Genomic DNA, 20531 nt, shown 5'->3' on the forward strand with positions numbered 1-20531 from the left:
CAAGAAATTAGGGCAATTTGGAATTATCGGTGGATTTGTTAGAAATTCTACGCAATCCAAATGACGCTTGTGCGCATTGTTTTTCCAGCAACCAAGAGCGCTTTGGCGAAATCGATCCTCTCATGACTTTGCCAGGGCGTCAGATACCCAGGCGTCAGTCTTGCTTGTGAGACCTGTGCGCGGAAGGTCCATTGGCTTGATTTTCCTCGATTTGTTCGTGATCATGGCAAAGAATGCGAAGAAATCTCCGCCGGCGTTACCGGCTTTGGCCTGTGACGCTCTGGTGTGAGCGCCGTTGGTGTTTTCTGGTGGCTACCAGTGCCGCCCGCTGAACATCATCATGCCGTGACTGGGGACACGATCGTGCCATCGACCAGCCCGCCAGGGCCAGTTGCAGAAGACGCTCCAGCGTCAAAATCTGCCCGTAATGAAATCGCTGCTCTCATGGCAAACCTTTGGTTTGCACCAGTGATTCAGATTCAACGCGATTGCGAAGGCCAAAAATTCGAGGTCAGCGAGGTGGCACCGTTCGCGGAAAAATCCATCAACCGATGGACGGCAGCAACGATCCGTTCGTCGATCAAAATGGCGTCTAATGGATTTCTGCTTCTATGTATGTGAAATCGGAAGGGATGAGCTGGCGTCAGGCTGCAAAGCATTACAACATGTCGCGCGACAGCATTTCCAAAATGCTTTTCAATCCGCAAGCACGCGCCGCACGCCACACGCTTCCTGTTCGCGAAGGCACTGAACCGTAATTGAGGCTACGTCGACTGAGGTGCCGACAGGTCATGTCGATCTGAGATCCCGTTATCGAAAAGCCACTTCCAGGTTATGTCGGTCCTGTGCGATCATCTGGCACTTTTTTTCAAACCCTTCATCCTTGATGCGCAGGACGAACTCCGCTGGAATTCCCGTGGTATTGCAAACCGAAAGGCTCGCACTGTCAACGCCGAGGGATTGGATCGTACAGTCGATCATCGACCGTCGATCATTGAACAGAATGGAACCCGCCCGCAGCATATGCTTGCGCGCACCGGTCGCATGCTCCGGGGCGATCGAACTCCAGGACACACAACGATTTCGTCCGCTATGTTTGGCCTCATACATCGCCGCATCAGCCTGAACCAGCAGGGTTTCGATATCTTTTGTTGCAGAGGATAGAGCCGAAGACCCCAAACTGGCCGTCACGCTGAGTACACCATAGCTGCCGCAAATCTGTTGAGAGGAAATGGCAGTTCGCACCTTTTCGGCGATCGCGACGGCACCCTGCTGGTCAACATTCGGCAGCAGGATGGCAAACTCCTCGCCTCCAAGACGTCCGAACACGTCGCCCGTCCTCAGCGTCGCCTTGCACACGGCCGCAACCGATCTGAGGACCTCATCGCCGGCAGCGTGGCCATGGGTATCATTGACGGTCTTGAAGTGGTCAATATCAAGCACGATGCAAGCAAGACCTTTCTGCTGCCGCAGCGCCAGAGAAATGAGCCGATCTGCCGCCTGCTTGAAGGCGCGACGTGTCAAGGCCTCGGTCAATCCGTCGGTTGCTGCCGATTGCATCAGCTCGATGCGATCCATCGCGACATCCGCCAATTCCTGCAGGATTGCGACATCTTCGCTCCCGAATTCCCTGGGTTTATGATCGTTCGCGCAAACGGTTCCGACGACGTGCCCACTGCTCGTTCGAAGCGGAACACCGGCATAGAAACGGATTGCATCTTCACCAGGCGCGGACGGATGCTTTGAAAACCGCGAGTCTTTCAGGACATCCTGCACCACAAACGGTTCTTCGAATTCGATGACGTAGTTGCAGAACGTCTCTTTGCGCGGCGCCTGGTCGCCGGACATGCCAGAGCAAGCCTTGTACCACTGCCGGTGCGCGTCGATCAAAGAGATCAGCGCGATATCGACGGAGAAGACTTTTTTGATCAATCTGACGATGCGTTCGAAGCCTTCGTCTCTCGGTGTGTCGAGAAAATCAAGACGCCCAAGCGCCGCCAGGCGATCGGTCTCGCGCGCCATCGCGTCTTCGGAAGATCGACCCACTGCATCTGCAGCCACCATCATTGAGAACCTCCTTACGATCGAACTGACAATCCAGCCACTTTTTTATGAACAAGCCTGCACCAACCATCGGACCTCCCCTCACGCTGCATGTCCCGGCGGTCGAGCTTGCAACGTTCAGCGCCCACGCCTGTACAACTCGTCGGCCAGGCGTCAGGACGCAAGTCCGGCACTACCGCCGATTAAATTCGCACAGGCCCACATACCCGTGGCAAATACGGTATGGCCCAGAAGGCCCCATGCACGTTCGCGCCAGGGATGGCCTACTTTCGCCATGGCCCATCCAAGTCCCATGCCGGGGAACAGCAAGAACCAGCCAGCGGAAATCGTCAGAAGCCCGAACAACCAAATCGGTAAAAAACTCGGATCGGCAAACCAATCGGACCCGGCCAGGACCGCGAAGACTACGCCGTAGAAGACACCGATCCCGTAGTGAAAGGACCAGCCCAGCGCCGCTTCCCCACGCACCGGCGCCGCCTTTGCGATGCCATCATGGAAGATCTTGGGCATATGGCCAACCCACCGACCAACCAATCCCCAATCCGGCCGGCGCCTGGCAATCAAGCGGTTGAGGATGATGTCCAGGACATCCATAGCAACGGTACCCGCCAACCCGATCAAAACGCCCTTCAGGAGCAAATCCAGAGCTATCATGTCGTCGTCTCTTTTCAGGTCGTGGTTTCTAGATATTGGCGCACATCGCAGGAAATCTCTGCGATCAATGACTGAATGTGTACTGGCAACCTTACCAGCCGCCGGGCCAAAACGGCTTACAGAATAACGCGAGACTCAAACCTCCAGATGGCGTTATGTCCACCAGCGGCGTTCTGGAGCATCCCTTTTTCTCCAAGTCGCCGACATGCTCCATCGCGTGGTTTCTACGCAATTCAGGACGCAGGACCGCTGCGCACTTTTGCCGGAATTGCTCTAGTTTTCAACGAAATAGCCGCTCCTTGCCAAGGCTTCCTCCTCGGCAGAGAAATGAGGGTCGGCCAGATCGCCTGTCGGATTGAAGTGGTAGGTTTCGTGAAGAAAGCGCGATGCCACGATCGCTGTTTCGGCCAGAAGGATGACTGTTTCGGCGCGATCCACGATCTGCTCGACCTTCTCAGGCACAACATCGGCAAGCGCTCTTTGTAGTTCATCGCGAACGACGGCAAGATGGGCGGCCTGCTTCATCACCCCGTACATTCTTTGAATTCTATCGGTTTGCAACACTTTGGAACCGACGGCATTGGCGCGTGCCAGCTCCGAATCGAGGCTTGGCCAATAGCGGCTGGTGTAGTGCGCCTGCTCATCGCGGGCATACCATGTCTCGCTGCGGGCGATAGATGACGAGACCGTATTGTGCAGTTTCCACAGGAACATGCGCAGGCTGGCCGCATCACCGATGGTCTGTAGCTTCTGTTCGACCGTCACTTCGATGTGCGTCGAGTGTTTCTGCGGCCCGAGCAGCAGATATTCGATGGGATAGAGTTGCAGTTCACGGTTCCTGACCACATAGCGGTTCAGGTGAAAGCGGCAGTAAGGACATGGATAAACGGTGGCAAGGGATGCGAAGAATGCCTTGAAACGCTCAACGGCAACGGCTTGATCTGCATCCGGCAGGCCCGCCACAATTTCGGCGGCCGTATGCAGGAATCTCCAGGTGGCCGGTCCGATGAAGTACGGGAAGCTGATCCGCATTTCGGAAACCGCGATATCGTCACGGCCGAGATAGAGGTCGATGAAGGTCACATATTCGGACAGATAACCCGATTCCCGCCCGAACTCCTCCCTCTCGCGGCGTTTCTGGACGCCGTTGAGGTAGTGCCGGCTCAGTCTCCAGGCCTGCCTGACTTCCTGCTTCACCCAAAACGGGCAGGCGGGAAAATGCTCCAGGACATCGATCGCATAGGGTAAAAACTCGCCCGTCTTCCTGCAGCCTTCATACCATGCGTCGAGGTCCGCCTCGGTTTCTGTTTTCAGTTCGACCAAATCCGCAGCAGTGCGGACAGAACAGGCGCGCAACAGTTTGGGCATGAAGTCTTCATACCAATAGCGCGTCGGCATGATGGCGCCCGCATACCGGGTGTCCGTATCGTCGATGATTACCCGTTGCCAGCTGTCAATGAATGCCACATCGGACGGGGTCTCCGGCTCTGGCTCGGCGTATCGATATCCGGAAAGTTCCCGATGATCGTCGATATGCCGAAGACGGTTGAGTTCATGCGTCTGCAGATCCTCCGGCGTCAATGTGCCGATGCTATGCCCCAGAACGGTAGCCGACAACACCAGTTCGAGTGCGGAGGTAACGACCTGATGATGGTGATCAAGGTCTGACAATTCCCGGTCAATGCGCGCTTCAGCCGCAAGCATCGCGGGGCTGGCCTTTTGCGGGTCCCAGGTCTCCATACGGTTGCGAAGGTCAGCGACGCTGCGATCGATCGATGCGCGTAAATCTTCGAGTGGTTGCTGAGCATCGGGTTCGACAATCGCAAGCGCTTTGTAATAGTCTATGGCATTGTTGGCGAAGACAGCAAAATTGAAGATGGTATAGGGCAGATCATACGCACGAAGGTGGGTTTCTGAATTGGCCGAGTAACTCGCCCGGAAGCATCGATACGCTGCCCCCTGCAGGAGGCGAAAAAATCCGATCTGTACTTGAAGAGGCGACGTTCCGCCAATATCTGCCATGAACACTGTGGCAGCCGTTTCAGGCATGGACGCCGGCTGAGCTGCCGTGGCCAAAATCTCGGCAGCCTCAGGCTGTCCTGAAGCATTCATCCCGCGGGCAGCCGGCCCACCGTGATACGCCTTGGGATGGGCAGAAAAGTCTTCGGGCAGAAAACTGAGGAAGGCCTGCTCGGAAAGATCTTCCGCACCGTCACCACTGATTTCGACACCGATAGTCTCCGCTTCGGCTGGGGCAAGGCCAAACAACGCGAGCAATCTGGCAAAGTCCCTGACGGTCACTTTGCCGCCGCCGTCACGCTTCAGCACCCTGTGGGCTGCCTTGATGCGCAGGGCGTGGTCCCCGGCCAAAAGCGCCAAGAAGCTTGTCAACTGATCCTTGTCCTGGAAATAATGCAGGCGATACGGTCGCAGCATTGCATCGATCTCACCCGGCACCAGCCCGACGCCGGCACTTTGACAGGCAAGCGCCAGGGAAACGGTAACGTCAGCCGCCGGTCCAACCTCCCGCAAAGCCTGATAATGCGACCAGATCGCATCCAGCGTTTCCATGCTGCCTATCTGGGTCAACCCAACCACCTTCCTTAAAGCCAATGAACTGTTGACGGGCGGCGACGTCCAAAGACTTTCTTCCACAAGTCCCGTCATGCACTCGCTCGTTTTGTTTGCCGGATCACGCAACCAGAGGGCTGGAAGTCTTGCCTGCCTCGCCATCCGCTGCATCGAGCATGGCGACATAGGCGTCATTGTCCGGCAATTGGATCGCCGGCATGTCTCCGATCCGCTTGATCATGTCACACATCTTGCCAACATTCCGGCGCTCGACCGGGCCATGACCGCTGACAATCATACGGGCGCCCAGACTCTTGATCCGCTCCGCGCCCTCGGCCAACGCTTCGGGTTTCACATGTTCAAACCAGATATGATTGGCGCGGTTCATGAAGAAAAAGCCGTCTTCATAGTCGGATTCTTTCATCTCATCGATATAATGGGGTGCCTCGCCCGAGGTCACGACGCCGAAGCAATCCGCACCGTAATAGATTTCGCTCTTCGGATCCCAAATGCCGGTGGTTGCCGAGGAATCGTAGAGAGGCGGGCGAATAGCGGCCACGGTGCGATCGCCGATATCCAGTGTGCCGCCGTCATTGAGAATATGAATACGCCGCGGATCGAAGTCGAACTCTTCGTGCAGCTTTCCGAGACCGAGGAAATTGGTGACCAGCTTTGCCTTCGGACAGCGCGCCAGAACTTCCATAATCGAACCGGAATGGTCGCGATCCTCATGGCTTAGAAACAGCCAGCGCACATCTTCCGGCTCGACGATATTGAAGACTTCTTCGAGAAAATAGTCCCGATGCACGATCGCAAGGGTATCGAGTATCATCGGTTCCTTGCCAAGAAGAACCATGGCATTGACGGGCAATCTTCCAACGCCGGGCACAGGAAGGTCTTGCGGGATAACAAAAGCTTCATGCGAAATCTTATATGCGCGAGTCATGGTCACTCCCAATCGCCTCATTGCGACATTTGCACCGTCTGCAGAACCTTCCAGAGCAAATGCCTGACCCTTGAAGATTGCGAAAAAGCCACGGCTTGCGGGAGGTTGTCATCATTGCGAGGGTGCGTTGAAAGGCACGGACAACACGCAAGCATAGACAACTCATCCCGCCGACCGAGACGCCCAAGCGCCTTATTCGTAGTGGTCACGCAGCTCATAACGGGTCATCTTGAAGGTCGGCATGTCAATCATGTCCGTGAATGTCTTGGTGCCCTCATTGCCGACAAACTTGTCCATCGAGCTCTGCGCATCCTCTGGGCTCGCCCAATGGAGGACGACAACCCAATCGCCGTCCTTGGACTTGCCGGTGTCACGGTCCAGAAAGCCATGCAACTTTCCAAGAAATTCGCGCTCCATGGACATGGTTTCGGCGGTGAAGGCCTCATCTGTCACACCAGATGCCAGGCGGAAGGTCACGATTTCAATCGTCTTGCTCATTGGGTTTCTCCTTTAGGTTTTCGTATGGGAACAGGTTTTTGGGGCACATTCACCACCGCAGTCCGGGCAAACCCAAGGGGCTCCCAGATAAATTTCGGCGTGTTTGGCCTTAAGATAAGCAAGAGATGCGCGGGCCAAGGCCTCCGGGCTCTCCGCGTAGTCGCGCCAGATGCAGACGAGACTGGCGAGCCGCTCGATGCCCGGATTGAAGGATTCCACGCCGATGATGTAATCGTAGCCGATATCCTTCAATGCGCGGAACGTGTCATCCCAGTGCACCATGTCGCGCCCCGGAATGCCGCGATGACTGCCACAGGCGTGGAAATAGGCCAATTGCGAACCAGTCTTGCGGATCGCGTCGGCAACGTCATCTTCCTCGCGCAGCATATGGAAAGTATCGAGGTGAACCTTGCAGTTATCCAGACCAACATCATTGATGAAGCGGCAAGCGTCTTCGGCCGTATTTAGATAGTGGGATTCAAACCTGTTCAGGGTCTCGACCGCGATGGTCAGTCCGCTGCCGGCCGCATATTCTCCGATCGCCCGATAGGCCTCGACACCCCATGTCCACTCGTCCTGGCTGCGGCGACGCCCGGAATGATAGCCCCAGGCGCAATAGTTCGCACCGCAGTAGACCTCAACCCCGGCCTCGACGCAAAGGTCGACGACTCGCTTCGAGAGTTCGACGCCCTTCGCCCGGATCGTGGGGTCAGGGCTGATCGTATTGGCATCGAATGGCAGAGCGAAATTCGCATTGAGGGATAGGCCGAGGTCATTTGCCCGCGCCCGAAGCTTCGCCGCGGGAAAGACCATCGGGTCAACCGGGGTTACTTCAAACACGTCGAACCCCATGTCCCGAACCTTGTCGCACAGGATCAGGTCGCTTTCGTCAAAGGTCCCGGTAAACAGCAGAGAGTTGACGGCGAAGCGCATGGATCAATCCTTTTGGTTGGGTTGCAGCAGGACCAGACCGGAGGCGCGATCCAATCCGCGGCTCATATGCACCGCGCTTTCCTCGATGATGATCTCCATCGTTGGCCGGATGATCCCTTGGATCAAATGACCACCGCGTGTGGTGGCATCACGAAGTCCGACGACACAATGAAGATGGAGGTGGGGGCCTTTATCTTCATCCGCGTCACCGTCATTGTCATCATTTTCCGGCTGCCCTGCGATATTGCCGACCAGGGCCAAAACCTCTGCTTGCACGGTGATATCGTTACGGGTGAACTCTGCCGTGGCTGGGTTGAAATGCCCGAAAGAACAGGTTTCGAAAGCGCCAATCCCTGAAACGGACGAGCCTTCCAGATTTTGGGCACGCGCAAATGTCTTGATTGCGGCCACCGCCTCTTCTCCGGCGTCCAGCACCAGCACAAACTTGCGCCGACCGTTTTGCTCCTCCAGCAGCTTGTGACGCATGGTCAGATACCTGCTGTCTTGCGGATATACTCGCGTGCCATCCGCGCATAGTCGAGAGGATTGGCCTTGGCAGGATCCTGCTCGGCTTCAACCATCAGCCAGCCTGCGTAATCTGCGTCTGCCAGCACTTTGAAGATGGGTGCAAAATCGATTGCACCATCGCCGGGAACCGTAAACACACCCTCGATCACGCCTTCGATGAAGGTACGGTTGGTCTCGTTGCACCGAACCATGACCTCGTGCCGGATATCTTTAAGGTGGACGTGGCGAATGCGCGAAGCGTAGGCGCGGGCCATATCGAGTGGATCGAAACCGGCCCAATAGAGATGTCCGGTGTCAAGCAGGAGATGCACCACCTCGGGGTCCGTCTCGGCCATCAGACGATCCACCTCCGGACGGAACATCACCCCTGTACCCATGTGATGATGATAGCACAGTTGCATATCGGCCTCGGCCGCGATCCGTCCCAGTTCATTGAGACCTTCGGTCATCGCCTTCCATTGATCGTCGTTGAACAACGGCTTGTTTGCGATCGGCGGTACGGGCTGCTGGTGAACGGCATGACCAAGCTCAGCCACGACGACGGACTTTCCGCCCATGCGCTTGATGAAGGCCATGGAGTCACGAAAGCTCTCGAAGGTACGGTCGCGCATGTTGTTGACGGTAAAATACGTGCTGGACCAGGGTTCGGATACACGCAGCCCCCGCTGCGAAAGCTCGCGCATCAGCACGTCCGGGTCGTGCGGAAACTTGTGGCCGACCGAACAGCCCTCATATCCCGCCAATGCCATTTCCGAAACGCATTGGCCGAAGGAGATATCCTCACCGAGCGCCGGATAGTCGTCGTTCGTCCAACCTGTTGGCGTAATACCCACAAACACTTTTTTGCGATCAAACACGATCAAATCTCCTGATTGGGATTGGGAATGCGCGGAGGACGCGCCCACATGGCGTAACCCTGCGCTTTTACCCCCGCAGGATTCGTCCCGATGGCGGGCCACAGTAGACCCTCGGTATAGGAGGCGGCGCAGGGAACACCGTCGACGTCGTTGAGAGCGCCGCCGTAGCGACCGTGCCATTCAGCAGCCAGTGCATGCCAGACGCCGACATACCACAGTTTCAAAAGGCTGCGCGCGGGCGGCCCCAGGCACGGATCGCTCAGGATCAGATGGCGCATGGCACGCTTGCTCGCAGCGGGGTCAGTCGCCGCGCTGACCTCCGCATGGGCAGCAATCAGGCGGCCGAACGCCTCCGACCCCATGCGGGTGGAAAGATGTTGCGTATAGGTTTCCAGCAACCCTGTTCCCCGCAGATGAAAGGCTGAAAAGCCAGTAAGGTCCACGCTGAGGGCGGTGATTGCATCAATCTCGGAATTGGGCATCGCGCTTATCTCCTCAGGCCAAATTGATTTCGAAAGTGGGGGCTGCGTTGAATTCAGAACCGTCGCCAATGGGCTGTCGCATCAACTGGTAGGTCAGTTCCTTGAGACGGAACATGTCGCCTACCGCATCGATCAGCAGGTTGGGTTCGCCGTTAAAGGCGCGCGTCAGAAGCGCAAGATACTGCGCGTATATGGCATTGAAGGATTCCGCCGCAGCGCGGACCTCGGATCCTTCAGGAAAATCGGAGATCTTGGCATTGGGCTTGATCGGGTAAACGGCATTCCAGTCCACCTCCACCTCTCCGCCGGTGGGGTGGTTGTGCAAATCACCTTCGCGATAGAAACGGCCCAGAACCAGCTGCTGGAAACGATAGTAATGGGCTATCTCGCCATCCTCGTCGAAGATGTGGCCGGTGATGCCCTCTCCCTGCTCGGCGATAAGATCGAGCGCCTTCTTCGCCGAGGTCATATCCGTGACAGTGAGCAGTCCGCCACCGCCCGAATAGTAATATTCCGGACCCACCTGTAATGCGGGGTCGCCGCAGAACAGGGCATCCCCCATCTCGGCGTAGAGATCGTCAAGGCCCATTTCGACGGCTTTGTAGAACTCGCCGATGGAAAAGAAATGTTCTTCCTCCGCCGCATCGGTATGTCCGGCAGACAGCAGAGCGCCCTTGCGCTTGCGAAGGCGCTTGTTGGATTCGTGCGGCTTCAGGCTGGCCGGTCTTTCGATCTTGAGGAACGTCTCGATCGCATCAGGCGAAAACCGCTGCAGGCCGGCGGCGAAATCTTCCTCGCCATCCGGCAGATAGGCTGGATAGTTTGGCGTAAATCCTGGCGCAGACAGATCAGGGTGGCCACCGACCGCGTTCAGCAGATTGCACACCAGGGTCAGATGAAGCATCTCCTCGACGGCTACGGCGCGGACGATGTGAAACCCCTCACGGTTGGTGCCAGGTACAATTGAATAGAGCGCTGTCAGATACAGCGGGATCGTCGCATGTTCGAGCTGCATCGCCGCATTGAGGTGACGCTTCAACTCGTCGAGGGTTTTGATCTTGTACAGACTCATTGTCAGGCTCCTAAGGCTGAAGCGGCGGTGGGCGCGACAAGGCGCGCGGCTATGTCCTCTGCAGTCCGCAGACAGATCGCGGCCAGTGTCAGCGTGGTGTTTGCAGTTCCGATCGTTGGCATCGAGCCTGCACCTGCAAGATAGAGATTTGCGTGTTCCCAAGACTGCTGACGGTCATTGACGACAGAGTCTTTTGGCGATTCACCCATCAGATGGGTGCCCGCCCAATGGTTTCCGCCGCGCACGACATAACCTTCGCCGTTGTGTGTCACCCAACCCGGCGCCATCGGATCGTAGCTCGAGTGATCTTGCGCGCCGGCGCGCTGATAGAGCTGTTTTGTCAGGCCACGGGAAAAGGCGACCGTTTCCAGGGTATACTGCGGAATCTCGAAAGAAATCACGGGCCGCATATTGCCAAGCTGATCCGTGTAACGGGAATCGACGGTCACACGATTTCCCGGATCCGCCGGGATTTCGATCATACAATCGATCAGCACCTGTCGCGCGACGGTGTCGATCAGGCCCTGACGCAACTCCGCGCCAAATAGGTTCTGCCGATCAACGGCGTCATACAGATCGCTGTACGGCCCGCCGGTCGCCCATCCCCATCCGTCGTTATGGATCGAAAACCGCACCGCCGCCATGTTGCTGCGGTAGTTGCCGGTTCGGAGGTCCTCAATGCCGGATGTGCAGACAGGTCCGCGCATCACGCCGATCGGTTCCGGCATAAGGGCCCAGGTCAGCAGATAACCGTGATCCATCAGGTTCCGGCCCATCAGGTCGTTTTGGCCAGGCAGGCCGGAAGCGAGCATCAGCCGCGCATTTTCAACTGCATTGGCCGCGAGAACATAGGTCCGCGCCCTGAACACCCGAGCCGTAAAGCCAGGCTGATCGGGATCTTGATAGGTCTTGACCTCTATGCCGGTGATCTCACCCGACGCACTATCGACCAGCACCTTGCTGGCCACCGAGCGCGCAAGCAGCTTGACGTTGCCGGTTGCAATTGCCAGCATCAATGTGCGGCGGGCATCATACTTGGCCTGCACGGGACAGATGGGGACGCAATTGGTGTTGCCCTGACAGCGGCCGCCCATCTCGGCCTGATCAACACTGACAGCGCCGTTGGGCACGAAACCCTTGCCACCCGCATAAGCCTTGTTGGGAATGCCGTTGCGGGCCTGCGGTGTCGTTCTGACCTTCAGACTGAAACTCTGGTCGGCCACGTCAACCGTCATGCCATCGATATCGCGCGCGAGCACCTGGTCGAGGTAGCTGGCGGGCATCTTGTGCATCGGCAGCACATAGCCTTCCTCGCCAAATGTCAGCCCGCCATAAAGCTGGTCCTCGACGTCACCCGAAACGCCCAATTCGGCCTCGGCCTGACGATAGTAAGGCTCCAGTGTTTCATAGCTGATCGGCCAATCGCGTCCGTGCCCGAACAGGCTGTGCATGCGAAAGTCGTCGGGAAGCATGCGCAGCGCTTTGCCTTCCCAGTGCCGCGTTGTGCCACCGAGAACGCGCGTATAGGTGCTGTCGATTTCAAACGGCCCTTTCTGGACCAGATAGCCATGATCGTTGATCTGACCATCCCGCAGCCGCACGGTTTCGAAATCGCGTGGCATTGGCGCATTTTTCGCGTTGTAATAGGCCGAATTGTTGTCCTTGCTGGCAGCGCCATAGAATCGAAAGACATTCTCTTCGTAATCGGACACGGTGATGTCGTTGCCAGATCCGGCCTCTACCACCAGCACCTTAAGGCCCTGGGCAGCGAGGCTTTTGGCAATCAGTGCCCCGCTGACGCCAGAGCCAATGATCACCGCGTCGAACACCGTCGAAGCCGCTTCGTCGGCGTCTATGCTGAAGCGATCTATTGCCTGTACTGTCATCCGTTATCTCCTGATGATCAAACTGCGCGAAATGAAGGGCTAGAGGGAGGCTTTTGCGCGTGACGCACGCGGGCTGTTGACCTTCTGTGCCGCGGGCTCTTCGCGTGCGCTTTCCCCTGCACCGCTGCCACCGACTGCCAATTCCTCGATGAGAACGCCAACAAGGCCGGTCCAGCCAGTTTGATGCGACGCGCCTATCCCGGCACCGATGTCGCCGTGGAAATATTCATAGAAAAGAACATTGTCCTTCCAGGCCGGATCGGACTGCATCTTTTCAGTTCCGCCAAAGACCGGACGGCGGCCCTGCTTGTCACGCTCGAAAATCGAAACCAGGCGCCTGGACAATTCGTCGGCGACCCCACTCAGTGTCATCATCTGGCCAGAGCCCGTCGGGCACTCGACCTTGAACGTTTCCCCATAATGCGCGTGGTAGCTGCGCAGCGCGTCGATCAGCAGATAATTGATCGGCATCCAGATGGGTCCGCGCCAGTTCGAATTGCCCCCGAACATGCCTGAGTGTGATTCCGCGGGTTGATAGCTGGCTTCAAACACATGGCCATCAACTTCGACGCGGAAAGGATCATTGAGGTGTCGCTTTGACATCGAGCGAACACCGAAATCCGACAGCATTTCGTCGGGATCGAGCATCGGCTTCAACATTTTGGCCAGTTCGGCGCGAGACAGGAAAGACAAGAGCAGATTGGCCTGTTCGGCGCCATCGCCCTCGGTCATTCGGGCGAACAAGTCCGATTGCTGTTCTTTGAACCACTCGATACGGCGGGCGAAGCTCGCATTCTCCTCGGACTCAAGCTCAACGAGATTCAAGCTGGAGACAGCAATCATGGGGATCAGGCTAACCAGCGAACGCGCCTTGAGCGGAATGAAGGTCTCGCCGACGCGAAGAACGTCGTAGTAAAGCCCGTCCTCTTCGTCCCACAGGTTTGCACTCTTGGCGGAGGCAACGCCGATGTGATCCAGCGCGTCCGCTATAAGAGCGAAATGCTGGAAAAATTTCGCGGCCATTTCGTGGTTCACTGGCTCGGACTCGGCGAGAATTTTCGCTGCCTGCATCATCTGCAGCGCAAAGAAAGCAACCCATGTCGTGCCGTCTGACTGATAGAGACGCCCACCACCCGGCAAATACCCGGAAGAGCGATCAAAAACCGATATATTGTCGAGCCCCAGGAAGCCGCCCTGATAAAGATTATTGCCTTCGGCATCCTTTCGGTTCACCCACCAGGTGAAATAGAGCAGTCCGTGATCCAACAAACGGCGCAGGAAGTCTCGATCAACTTTTCCTGTCTTGCGACGCTCGTACTCGACGATCTTCAGGCCGGCCCAAACCTGAACCGGCGGATTGACGTCATCAAACGCCCATTCATAGGCGGGAACCTGCCCATCCGGCCGCATATACCATTCGCGAGACAGAAGAAGAACCTGCTCCTTGGCAAAGCTTAGGTCCGTGCGTGCCAGGACAACCGTATGGAAACTAAGATCCCAACTTGCGAACCATGGATATTCCCACTTGTCCGGCATCGAGATGATGTCGGCGGCGTAGAAATGGCGCCATTCCTTGTTGCGACCCTGATCACGACCCGGCGGCGGCGGCATGTGGTCACCATCAAGCCAATCAGACACTACATAGTGAAAGAACTGCTTGGACCAAAGCATGCCGGCATGGGCCTGGCGGGCAATGCGACGCTGGTCTTCGCTGGCCTCGGCCGGAATACGGTCTTGATAAAACGCATCGGCTTCAGAAATCCGGTCTGCAAACAGTTTCTCCGGGGCCTGGCCAAGACCCGCGCCGTCTTTGGCCTGTGCCAATCGCAGGGTGATCGTCACCGACTTGCCAGCCGGAACGACGCGGTGGTACATCGCACTCGCCTTGGTGCCGGTCCGGTCCGGGTTTACGCTCGCGTCGCCTCTGATCACATGATTATTGATTCCGTCCTTGGGATAGAGGGGGCCGTCCTGCCCATAGAGACGGTTGGTGTTGGTCTCATTTTCGCAAAACAGCAGTGAATCCGCCCCAGGACAGGAAAGACGCATGTCGGGCATGTCCGGGTGTTCAAGGTAAACCGCCTCAGCGCCGTCGGCCTTCAGCTTGGGGCGTATGACGGTCTGCTTCCAGCTCCACGTATTGCGGAACCAAACGGTCGGCATCAACCAGACGGGACAGTCGTCCGGGCCGTGGTTGTGCACCGTGATCCGTACCAGAATATCGTCGACGCCGCGCTTGGCATATTCGACAGTGACATCGAAATAACGATCTTCGTCGAAGACGCCGGTATCCATCAGTTCGTATTCGAGGCTTGCCGGATCCGTCGCTTTGCGATGGGCGTTTTCTTCGAGCAACTTGCCATAGGGAAACGCCGACTGCGGATATTTGTACAGCATTTTCATATAGCTGTGGGTCGGGGTCGAATCCTGGTAGAAGTAATACTCCTTCACGTCTTCGCCGTGATTGCCCTGATCGTTGGTGAGACCGAAGAGGCGTTCCTTCAGGATCGGGTCCTGGCCATTCCACATCGAGACCGAGAAGCACACGTTCTGGTCACTGTCGGAAATACCGGCAATTCCGTCTTCGCCCCAGCGATAGGCACGCGACCGCGCATGGTCATGCGGCAGGTGATCCCAGGCCGTGCCGCCCTGGCTGTAATCTTCCCGGACGGTACCCCACTGTCGCTCGCTTAAATAAGGTCCGAACAGCCGCCAATCAGCTTCGCCCGTGTCTGCCTGCTGCAGTCTTAAGTCTTCAGCGGTCAATGTCATGGTACATCCTGCAATTTGGAAGCTTATGGAAAAGGTTCGATCAGTGTCAGGCGGAAACGGCAACCTTGTGTTCGGCAATCAACGCCCAGGCGCGTAGCACTTCAGCAACGCTCCAGGCTTGCGCGATGCAGCCCCGCGGCGCAAAGGGCGCGGAAGCCTCGAAGATCTCGCCAATGCTTCCCAAGCCTTCAATCCGCAATTGGTCTGCAAGGGGAGACAGGATTTCCATGGCTCGCGCTCGGTCGTTGTACAGGTCCAGATGCGCCTCGATGAAAGGCCCGATCAGCCATGCCCAGACTGTTCCCTGATGATAGGCACCGTCGCGCGACTGCTGGTCTCCACCGTAGTGTGGAACATAATCGTGATCGTCAGGTGACAGGGAACGCAGACCACACGGTGTCAGCAGATCGCGTTCGCACACCTCAAGCACCTTGCGACACTGCTCGGTGCTAAGCGCTCCTGTTGACGCCCGCGCAGCAAAAATCTGATTGGGACGCAGCTTGGATTCGTGCCCCTGCGGTCCATCGAGGACGTCATAGCAAAAACCGAGATCATCGCTCCAGAACCGGCCGAAGCCCTTGAGCGCGTCTGCCAGGAGCGGGCGGAATGGCGTAACGTCTTTGCCCAACGTTTCGCCCGCCGCTATGATGAAACGGAGATTGCTGATCCACAGGGCGTTCACCTCGATCGGCTTGCCCATGCGCGGCGTGATGACACGATCGCCAACACGGGCGTCCATCCACGTTAGCTGGACCCCTTCTTCACCGGCGTGAATCAAGCCATCAACCGGATCAATTCGAATCCCATAGCGGGTACCTTTGATCAGATTTTCGACGATCGAGCTTATCACCGGATACATTTGCGCCAGGAACTCACCGTCAGGCGCCATGCGGTGAAGCGCAGCGATCGCCTCGACAAACCAGAATGTCGCATCGACTGTGTTGAATTCGGGCTCGGTTCCTGCATCGGGAAAGCGGTTGGGAATCATTCCGCGGTCAAGTACATCGGCAAATGCCAGCAGGACGGAACGTGCGATTTCAGGCCGCCCGGTGACCAACGTCAGGCCCGGCAGACTGATCATGGTGTCACGACCCCAATCGGCAAACCAGTGATAGCCGGCGACAACCGTGTGGGCTGGGGTCCCGTCATGCATAAATCTGCGCGCAATAAACTGATCCGCAGCCAGAACCAGATGCTGGACCCAGTCAGGTGCTTCAGCCACGTTCGCCAGCGCCAGCAAGTCGGCCTGGCGCTTTCGCTCGTCAGCCAGCGCGCCGTGCGACAGCGCCACATCCTGGCCAACGGACAACACCAGCTGCGCCGCCACGCCCTTGGCAAGCTCGCAAGTCAGCACACCCGCATGAACATGATCCTCGGCGTCAGTCAGACCCCTCTCCCGCTCCTTCGCAAGGTCGAAATTTCGCCACCAGGCTCCATCGACTGCCACGCTTGCTCCGGAAAGGCGGGCAAACAGCTCTACATCGTCCGTCCCCACACGGAGCAGTCCATCACCGACCGAAACATGCGGGCGCCAGTCAGAGGCGAAGGTACGGCTATGATAGTCACGGGCATCCGAAAGAACGCCAACGCTCAGGCAAACGGCAGCAGGCGCCGCGAGCAGGCGATATTCAATGCGGGTTACATTAGCGCCGTGGTCCATCCACAGGCACTTTTCAAGCACCACGCCGGCACAATCATAACGCCATATCGGCGTCGTGCCTTCCAGACGGAAAGAAACCAGTGCTTCACCCGCATCAGGCGCGATATGACCGCCCCCCCAACGCAAGCTGGAAAGCGCGATCTGACGGCCGTTGATCTCAAGGACATCGACAATTGCCGGAACACAAACGCGGCGATCTACAGGAGGGGCCAAAGCCGCCACAAGCACCCCGTGATACCCGCGCGTCGTCATGCCCGAAACAGTACCAGAGGCGTAACCACCGATACCGTTGGTTACCAACCACTCAGACTCACGCGCGCGCACGTCCGCGACAACATCTCTACCAAATCCCAAATAGACCAATGCACCACACCCCCAAGAAGTGGCAAAAGATATCCTAAGTCTGCTCCCCTATATTGCGTCTATGGATATCTCCGCCCAATTGCGCTGCAACAATCAGATCTTGCTTATCAAGCAGTGCTAGTATCAACCTCATGTCAATGCGCTGTGACAAAACTAAGAAGAAAATTGATGGAAGATTTCGGCGTTCCGCATCATCCATCACCAGATCAATTTTCAATTATTCTATTAGTATCATATAGATACTGGTAGATTTCGGAGGCTTCCAAATTGCTCATGGGGGGCCTGTACGCCGGATGGTTCCGCTCTCGAACCACATCAAAGGGAAGCGTTTGCGCCTGAACGGCAGCAGCCCGGATCGGCCGTGACGAATCACTTCCCGTTGGAAGGAATCCTGGAGATCGTTTCGACTACGTGTTCGATGGCGTTGACCGACACGCCCATGGCTCCAAGGAAGGGGCGGTCCATTTCCACGATCATGAATACGACCAGAGCCGTCGACATCGCCATGAAGCCGCACAGGATCTGGTGTCGGCGTTTCTCCAACCCGAACATGAAACAAACCCCAACCAGTAGGAAATTGCCGACAAGTACCACGATCCAGACGATCGCATTGATTCCGTAGTCTGCCATTGCAACACGATCGCGCCGCGCATCGAAAAGATCGGTCAAAGAGGTCAGCAGATGGTCGTGCAAAACAAGCTCTTGGGGTGATTGCGGTTCATTGCCAAGCAGAACCGTCTGGACGTTATCGAGGTCTGGCAAGGCTTCAGCAGGCCGCTGGCCGGTCCGCATCGTCGGCCATTCCTTCTGCATCACCGTATCCGCATAGACCAGCACCAATTGGCGCACCTTTGTGGCTGTTGGTGCGGGCAGCCCCTGCGCCAGCCTGGCTATATCCCCGATCGCTGCGGCCTCGCGCTCAACCAGAAAATCCGCTCTGTCGTAGTTTTCCCATGCCGAAATGGCCACGGATGCCAAAAGTACGGCATAGACCACGCCGACGACCGCGATCACGAAACCTACGATGTCGTTGTAGGTATGCCGCGTATCCACCGGCTCGACCTTGCTGACGATCTCGACACCACCCACCGCGAGGGCGACGCTGATCACTATAAGGACGATACAGAGAATTGACGGCGGCGTATCATAAATGAGTTGGATCATGATCTGGCTGGGGTCCTAGAATGAGAAAAGTCTATCACCATTGAATTTGAGTTGATTGGCAGCAGTCAGCTCTCTCGGTGTTACGAGTTCGTCACCAACTTTTTCCTGCCGGCTCGGCCATCTCCGCCGAAGCCAAGCGCGCGATTGTCATTAATGCACACGCCTTCTTGCGACGTGCCCTCTCGCAACGCCGCATCGTCATCGATCATATTCTCCACCATAATGAGTCCCATCTTCAACCCGCCGCCGACCGCAGTTCTGAAAGGGCTCTTTGAAAAGGGCATGGCTTAAAGGCCCGAGAACAATTGCGTCAACATTAGATGATCCTGTGGCCGCTGCAAAGTTAGAATGTCATTCTCTCCGACGCGGGATCTTGTTCTGCTGACCTATCGGGGCTTCGTCTTCCATGCGGGTTCATGTGTTGCGCTACCAAACCAATCGAATTCTGGGGTCGGTAGCGACTTCCGTTTCTACGCGGACAATACCACCATCGATTCCTGGAACGTGGATGCCGCAGGTAGATGGGTAGAAAGCCGAGGACGTGTAAACGAAAGCCACTTTGCCATCGAGAACGGCGACATTCCTCAGCTCATAATCGCTGTTTCTCAGAAATTCGTGGACCTTGGAAAACGATGCATTATGGCGGTCAGCATACTCGCTCACGGCCCTTTTGTTATCAGCATCGCTTCGCGCCTGCTCACAGGTCATCCGATCCGAACCTGTGGCCGCACTCACTGGCTGGAACATAATGTAAGCAAGGAGACAATTCGCGAGGAAGGAAACCGCCAAAATCACGTTTCTGAACACCGAACCTCCGCCTGAAGTTGTAGACGAACACATGTCGCGCAACTCTTGATGCCGATGCAATAGGCTTGATGCGATTTGACCTCTTATGGTTGGGCGCTACCGCTCCATTAATTGCTGAAGTCTTGGAGATCGCGTAAAGCCCTATGGTCAAGGTGCGCGCAGGACACCGCTTACCTTCGAGCCTCTCGTTCGTGTCGATGTTCCGGCGCTCCGACGCTCGCGCCTCAGTTGGGTGAAGCAGAATTTTCTGCGCGCCGAGACCTTGACCGCCGCCAACGCCGCACTGGTCGCGGCGCAAAACACCATCCTGCCCGCCAGAAGGTGGGGTGGCGGCGAAGTCGCCTCGGCCGACGGACTGCGCTTCGTCGTGCCTATCCGCACCATCCATTCAGGCCCCAATCCGAGATATCGCGGTCAGGAGCCTGGGGTCGCCTGGTATAATCTCGCTTCGGACCAGCTCACCGCCGAAGGCTACGATGTAAGACCCGAGGACATTGCTCGTCGGTCGTCGCTCGGCCTCCGCACATTAACATGCTCTGCCGAGACGCCTTTACCCTACCGGAATTCATCGCACGCGGCGAACTCAGGCCGCTTCGCGACCCAAGGAATGGCGATCCTGATGAGCCGTGAATTCCTTATGTCGGTTTTCTGCTCCGCAGCTACTCAAACCCCAATTCCGGGTCAACGATCGAGCGTCGTCTGTCCTCCCTTTCCCGGAGCTACGCCCAGCACGGCATGCCATTGGATCGCAGCGACCGCCATATCGCAACGGTAATGGCCGGCATTCGCAACAGCCGCGCCAGACCGCGGTGCAGAAGGAAGCGGTGATGGCCGAGGGCATCATCGCCATGATCGAAACCCTGGATCGAGGCACCCTCCGGGGTCTGCGTGATCGCACCTTGCTGCTCAACGGTTACGCTGGCGGATTGCGGCGCCCGGAGATCGTCGTGCGTCTGTGGAGATGACCCGTAGATATCAGCGGCGGTGTGATCGCTCCCGAGTGAACCTGACCACGGCTTCAGGATTATAGCGCGATACTCCTCGATGGCGCGACGGCGTTCGTCACGCCCTCCTCTTCTCCCGAAAATCGCATTGTGTCTTTTCCGTCCAGTCTTTGAGGGCACGAAGAACGGGATTGGCATCTTCAAATCCGAGCAAATAGGCAGGGCTAAGCTGGTGCCATCGGAATGTGGGTCAGATAGTGGCCGGCGAGGCTGTGTGGATCGGGTGCTGGTGCCCAGTCTTGCAACCACGGGATTTATGCCCTGCGCTGA

16 protein-coding genes and 2 pseudogenes are annotated in these 20531 nt (G+C 57.1%); 4 read left to right on the forward strand and 14 right to left on the reverse strand.

Features of this window, described 5'->3' with window-relative positions:
• Window positions 1-363 precede the first annotated feature (363 nt).
• A complete protein-coding gene (locus tag AX760_RS27270; RefSeq protein ID WP_175552100.1) occupies window positions 364-621 on the forward strand; it encodes a hypothetical protein in 258 nt (85 codons plus the stop codon).
• Between the two features lie 189 nt (window positions 622-810).
• Here the strand turns inward: AX760_RS27270 and AX760_RS19530 are convergent, their stop codons facing one another.
• From AX760_RS19530 to AX760_RS19595, 14 genes are all read right to left on the reverse strand, one after another.
• Window positions 811-2064, reverse strand: a complete 1254-nt coding sequence (locus AX760_RS19530; RefSeq protein WP_071834699.1) for a sensor domain-containing diguanylate cyclase — start codon at window positions 2062-2064, stop codon at window positions 811-813.
• A 153-nt stretch (window positions 2065-2217) separates the two neighbouring features.
• Window positions 2218-2718, reverse strand: coding sequence for a DUF2938 family protein (locus AX760_RS19535; RefSeq protein ID WP_071834680.1), 501 nt, complete (start codon window positions 2716-2718; stop codon window positions 2218-2220).
• A gap of 273 nt (window positions 2719-2991) precedes the next feature.
• Window positions 2992-5385 (reverse strand): Erv1/Alr family FAD-linked sulfhydryl oxidase, encoded by a 2394-nt coding sequence (locus AX760_RS19540; RefSeq protein ID WP_175552101.1) that lies wholly within the window; start codon window positions 5383-5385, stop codon window positions 2992-2994.
• 25 nt (window positions 5386-5410) lie between these two features.
• The gene (locus tag AX760_RS19545) at window positions 5411-6235 is read right to left on the reverse strand and encodes an oxygen-binding di-iron domain-containing protein (protein ID WP_139276038.1); all 825 of its coding nucleotides are present in this window, start codon (window positions 6233-6235) and stop codon (window positions 5411-5413) included.
• A 192-nt stretch (window positions 6236-6427) separates the two neighbouring features.
• Window positions 6428-6733, reverse strand: a complete 306-nt coding sequence (locus tag AX760_RS19550; RefSeq protein ID WP_071834683.1) for a hypothetical protein — start codon at window positions 6731-6733, stop codon at window positions 6428-6430.
• A gap of 12 nt (window positions 6734-6745) precedes the next feature.
• Window positions 6746-7666, reverse strand: a complete 921-nt coding sequence (locus tag AX760_RS19555) for a sugar phosphate isomerase/epimerase family protein (protein ID WP_071834684.1) — start codon at window positions 7664-7666, stop codon at window positions 6746-6748.
• Window positions 7667-7669: 3 nt separating this feature from the next.
• Window positions 7670-8152, reverse strand: coding sequence for a PPC domain-containing DNA-binding protein (locus AX760_RS19560; RefSeq protein WP_071834685.1), 483 nt, complete (start codon window positions 8150-8152; stop codon window positions 7670-7672).
• Between the two features lie 2 nt (window positions 8153-8154).
• Window positions 8155-9051 (reverse strand): myo-inosose-2 dehydratase, encoded by an 897-nt coding sequence (gene iolE / locus AX760_RS19565; protein ID WP_071834686.1) that lies wholly within the window; start codon window positions 9049-9051, stop codon window positions 8155-8157.
• Window positions 9052-9053: 2 nt separating this feature from the next.
• A complete protein-coding gene (locus AX760_RS27785) occupies window positions 9054-9533 on the reverse strand; it encodes a hypothetical protein (protein WP_071834687.1) in 480 nt (159 codons plus the stop codon).
• A 13-nt stretch (window positions 9534-9546) separates the two neighbouring features.
• A complete protein-coding gene (locus AX760_RS19575) occupies window positions 9547-10605 on the reverse strand; it encodes a ferritin-like domain-containing protein (protein WP_071834688.1) in 1059 nt (352 codons plus the stop codon).
• A gap of 2 nt (window positions 10606-10607) precedes the next feature.
• Window positions 10608-12491, reverse strand: coding sequence for a GMC family oxidoreductase (locus tag AX760_RS19580; RefSeq protein ID WP_071834689.1), 1884 nt, complete (start codon window positions 12489-12491; stop codon window positions 10608-10610).
• A 39-nt stretch (window positions 12492-12530) separates the two neighbouring features.
• Entirely contained in the window at window positions 12531-15263 is a 2733-nt protein-coding gene (locus tag AX760_RS19585) for an MGH1-like glycoside hydrolase domain-containing protein (RefSeq protein WP_071834690.1), read from the reverse strand.
• Window positions 15264-15309: 46 nt separating this feature from the next.
• On the reverse strand, window positions 15310-17223 hold the full coding sequence (locus AX760_RS19590) for an amylo-alpha-1,6-glucosidase (protein WP_210187261.1): 1914 nt from the start codon (window positions 17221-17223) through the stop codon (window positions 15310-15312).
• Between the two features lie 432 nt (window positions 17224-17655).
• Window positions 17656-18450 carry a bestrophin-like domain gene (locus AX760_RS19595; protein WP_071834692.1) on the reverse strand — a complete coding sequence of 265 codons (795 nt, stop codon included), beginning with the start codon at window positions 18448-18450 and terminating at the stop codon, window positions 17656-17658.
• 348 nt (window positions 18451-18798) lie between these two features.
• Here AX760_RS19595 and AX760_RS26815 point away from each other — a divergent pair, with 348 nt between their 5' ends.
• The 3 genes and pseudogenes from AX760_RS26815 to AX760_RS26820 form a co-directional block, all read left to right on the forward strand.
• On the forward strand, window positions 18799-19272 hold the full coding sequence (locus tag AX760_RS26815) for a hypothetical protein (protein WP_139276040.1): 474 nt from the start codon (window positions 18799-18801) through the stop codon (window positions 19270-19272).
• Between the two features lie 163 nt (window positions 19273-19435).
• Window positions 19436-19714: pseudogene (locus tag AX760_RS19605) on the forward strand (Tn3 family transposase); the annotation flags it as partial.
• A 212-nt stretch (window positions 19715-19926) separates the two neighbouring features.
• Window positions 19927-20204 (forward strand): annotated as a pseudogene (locus AX760_RS26820) (integrase); the annotation flags it as partial.
• Window positions 20205-20531 lie beyond the last annotated feature (327 nt).

Origin of the sequence: Pararhizobium antarcticum (assembly GCF_001885585.1) — a bacterium.
In the GTDB taxonomy this organism is placed as follows: Bacteria; Pseudomonadota; Alphaproteobacteria; order Rhizobiales; family Rhizobiaceae; genus Pararhizobium; species Pararhizobium antarcticum.

What these genes read in the sequence shown, in the direction of transcription:
- AX760_RS19530 (WP_071834699.1), bottom strand. Translation starts at nt 2,064, where the DNA reads ATGGTGGCTGCAGATGCAGTGGGTCGATCTTCCGAAGACGCGATGGCG.
- AX760_RS19535 (WP_071834680.1), bottom strand. Translation starts at nt 2,718, where the DNA reads ATGATAGCTCTGGATTTGCTCCTGAAGGGCGTTTTGATCGGGTTGGCG.
- AX760_RS19540 (WP_175552101.1), bottom strand. Translation starts at nt 5,385, where the DNA reads ATGACGGGACTTGTGGAAGAAAGTCTTTGGACGTCGCCGCCCGTCAAC.
- AX760_RS19545 (WP_139276038.1), bottom strand. Translation starts at nt 6,235, where the DNA reads ATGACTCGCGCATATAAGATTTCGCATGAAGCTTTTGTTATCCCGCAA.
- AX760_RS19550 (WP_071834683.1), bottom strand. Translation starts at nt 6,733, where the DNA reads ATGAGCAAGACGATTGAAATCGTGACCTTCCGCCTGGCATCTGGTGTG.
- AX760_RS19555 (WP_071834684.1), bottom strand. Translation starts at nt 7,666, where the DNA reads ATGCGCTTCGCCGTCAACTCTCTGCTGTTTACCGGGACCTTTGACGAA.
- AX760_RS19560 (WP_071834685.1), bottom strand. Translation starts at nt 8,152, where the DNA reads ATGCGTCACAAGCTGCTGGAGGAGCAAAACGGTCGGCGCAAGTTTGTG.
- AX760_RS27785 (WP_071834687.1), bottom strand. Translation starts at nt 9,533, where the DNA reads ATGCCCAATTCCGAGATTGATGCAATCACCGCCCTCAGCGTGGACCTT.
- AX760_RS19575 (WP_071834688.1), bottom strand. Translation starts at nt 10,605, where the DNA reads ATGAGTCTGTACAAGATCAAAACCCTCGACGAGTTGAAGCGTCACCTC.
- AX760_RS19580 (WP_071834689.1), bottom strand. Translation starts at nt 12,491, where the DNA reads ATGACAGTACAGGCAATAGATCGCTTCAGCATAGACGCCGACGAAGCG.
- AX760_RS19585 (WP_071834690.1), bottom strand. Translation starts at nt 15,263, where the DNA reads ATGACATTGACCGCTGAAGACTTAAGACTGCAGCAGGCAGACACGGGC.
- AX760_RS19595 (WP_071834692.1), bottom strand. Translation starts at nt 18,450, where the DNA reads ATGATCCAACTCATTTATGATACGCCGCCGTCAATTCTCTGTATCGTC.
- AX760_RS26815 (WP_139276040.1), top strand. Translation starts at nt 18,799, where the DNA reads ATGTCATTCTCTCCGACGCGGGATCTTGTTCTGCTGACCTATCGGGGC.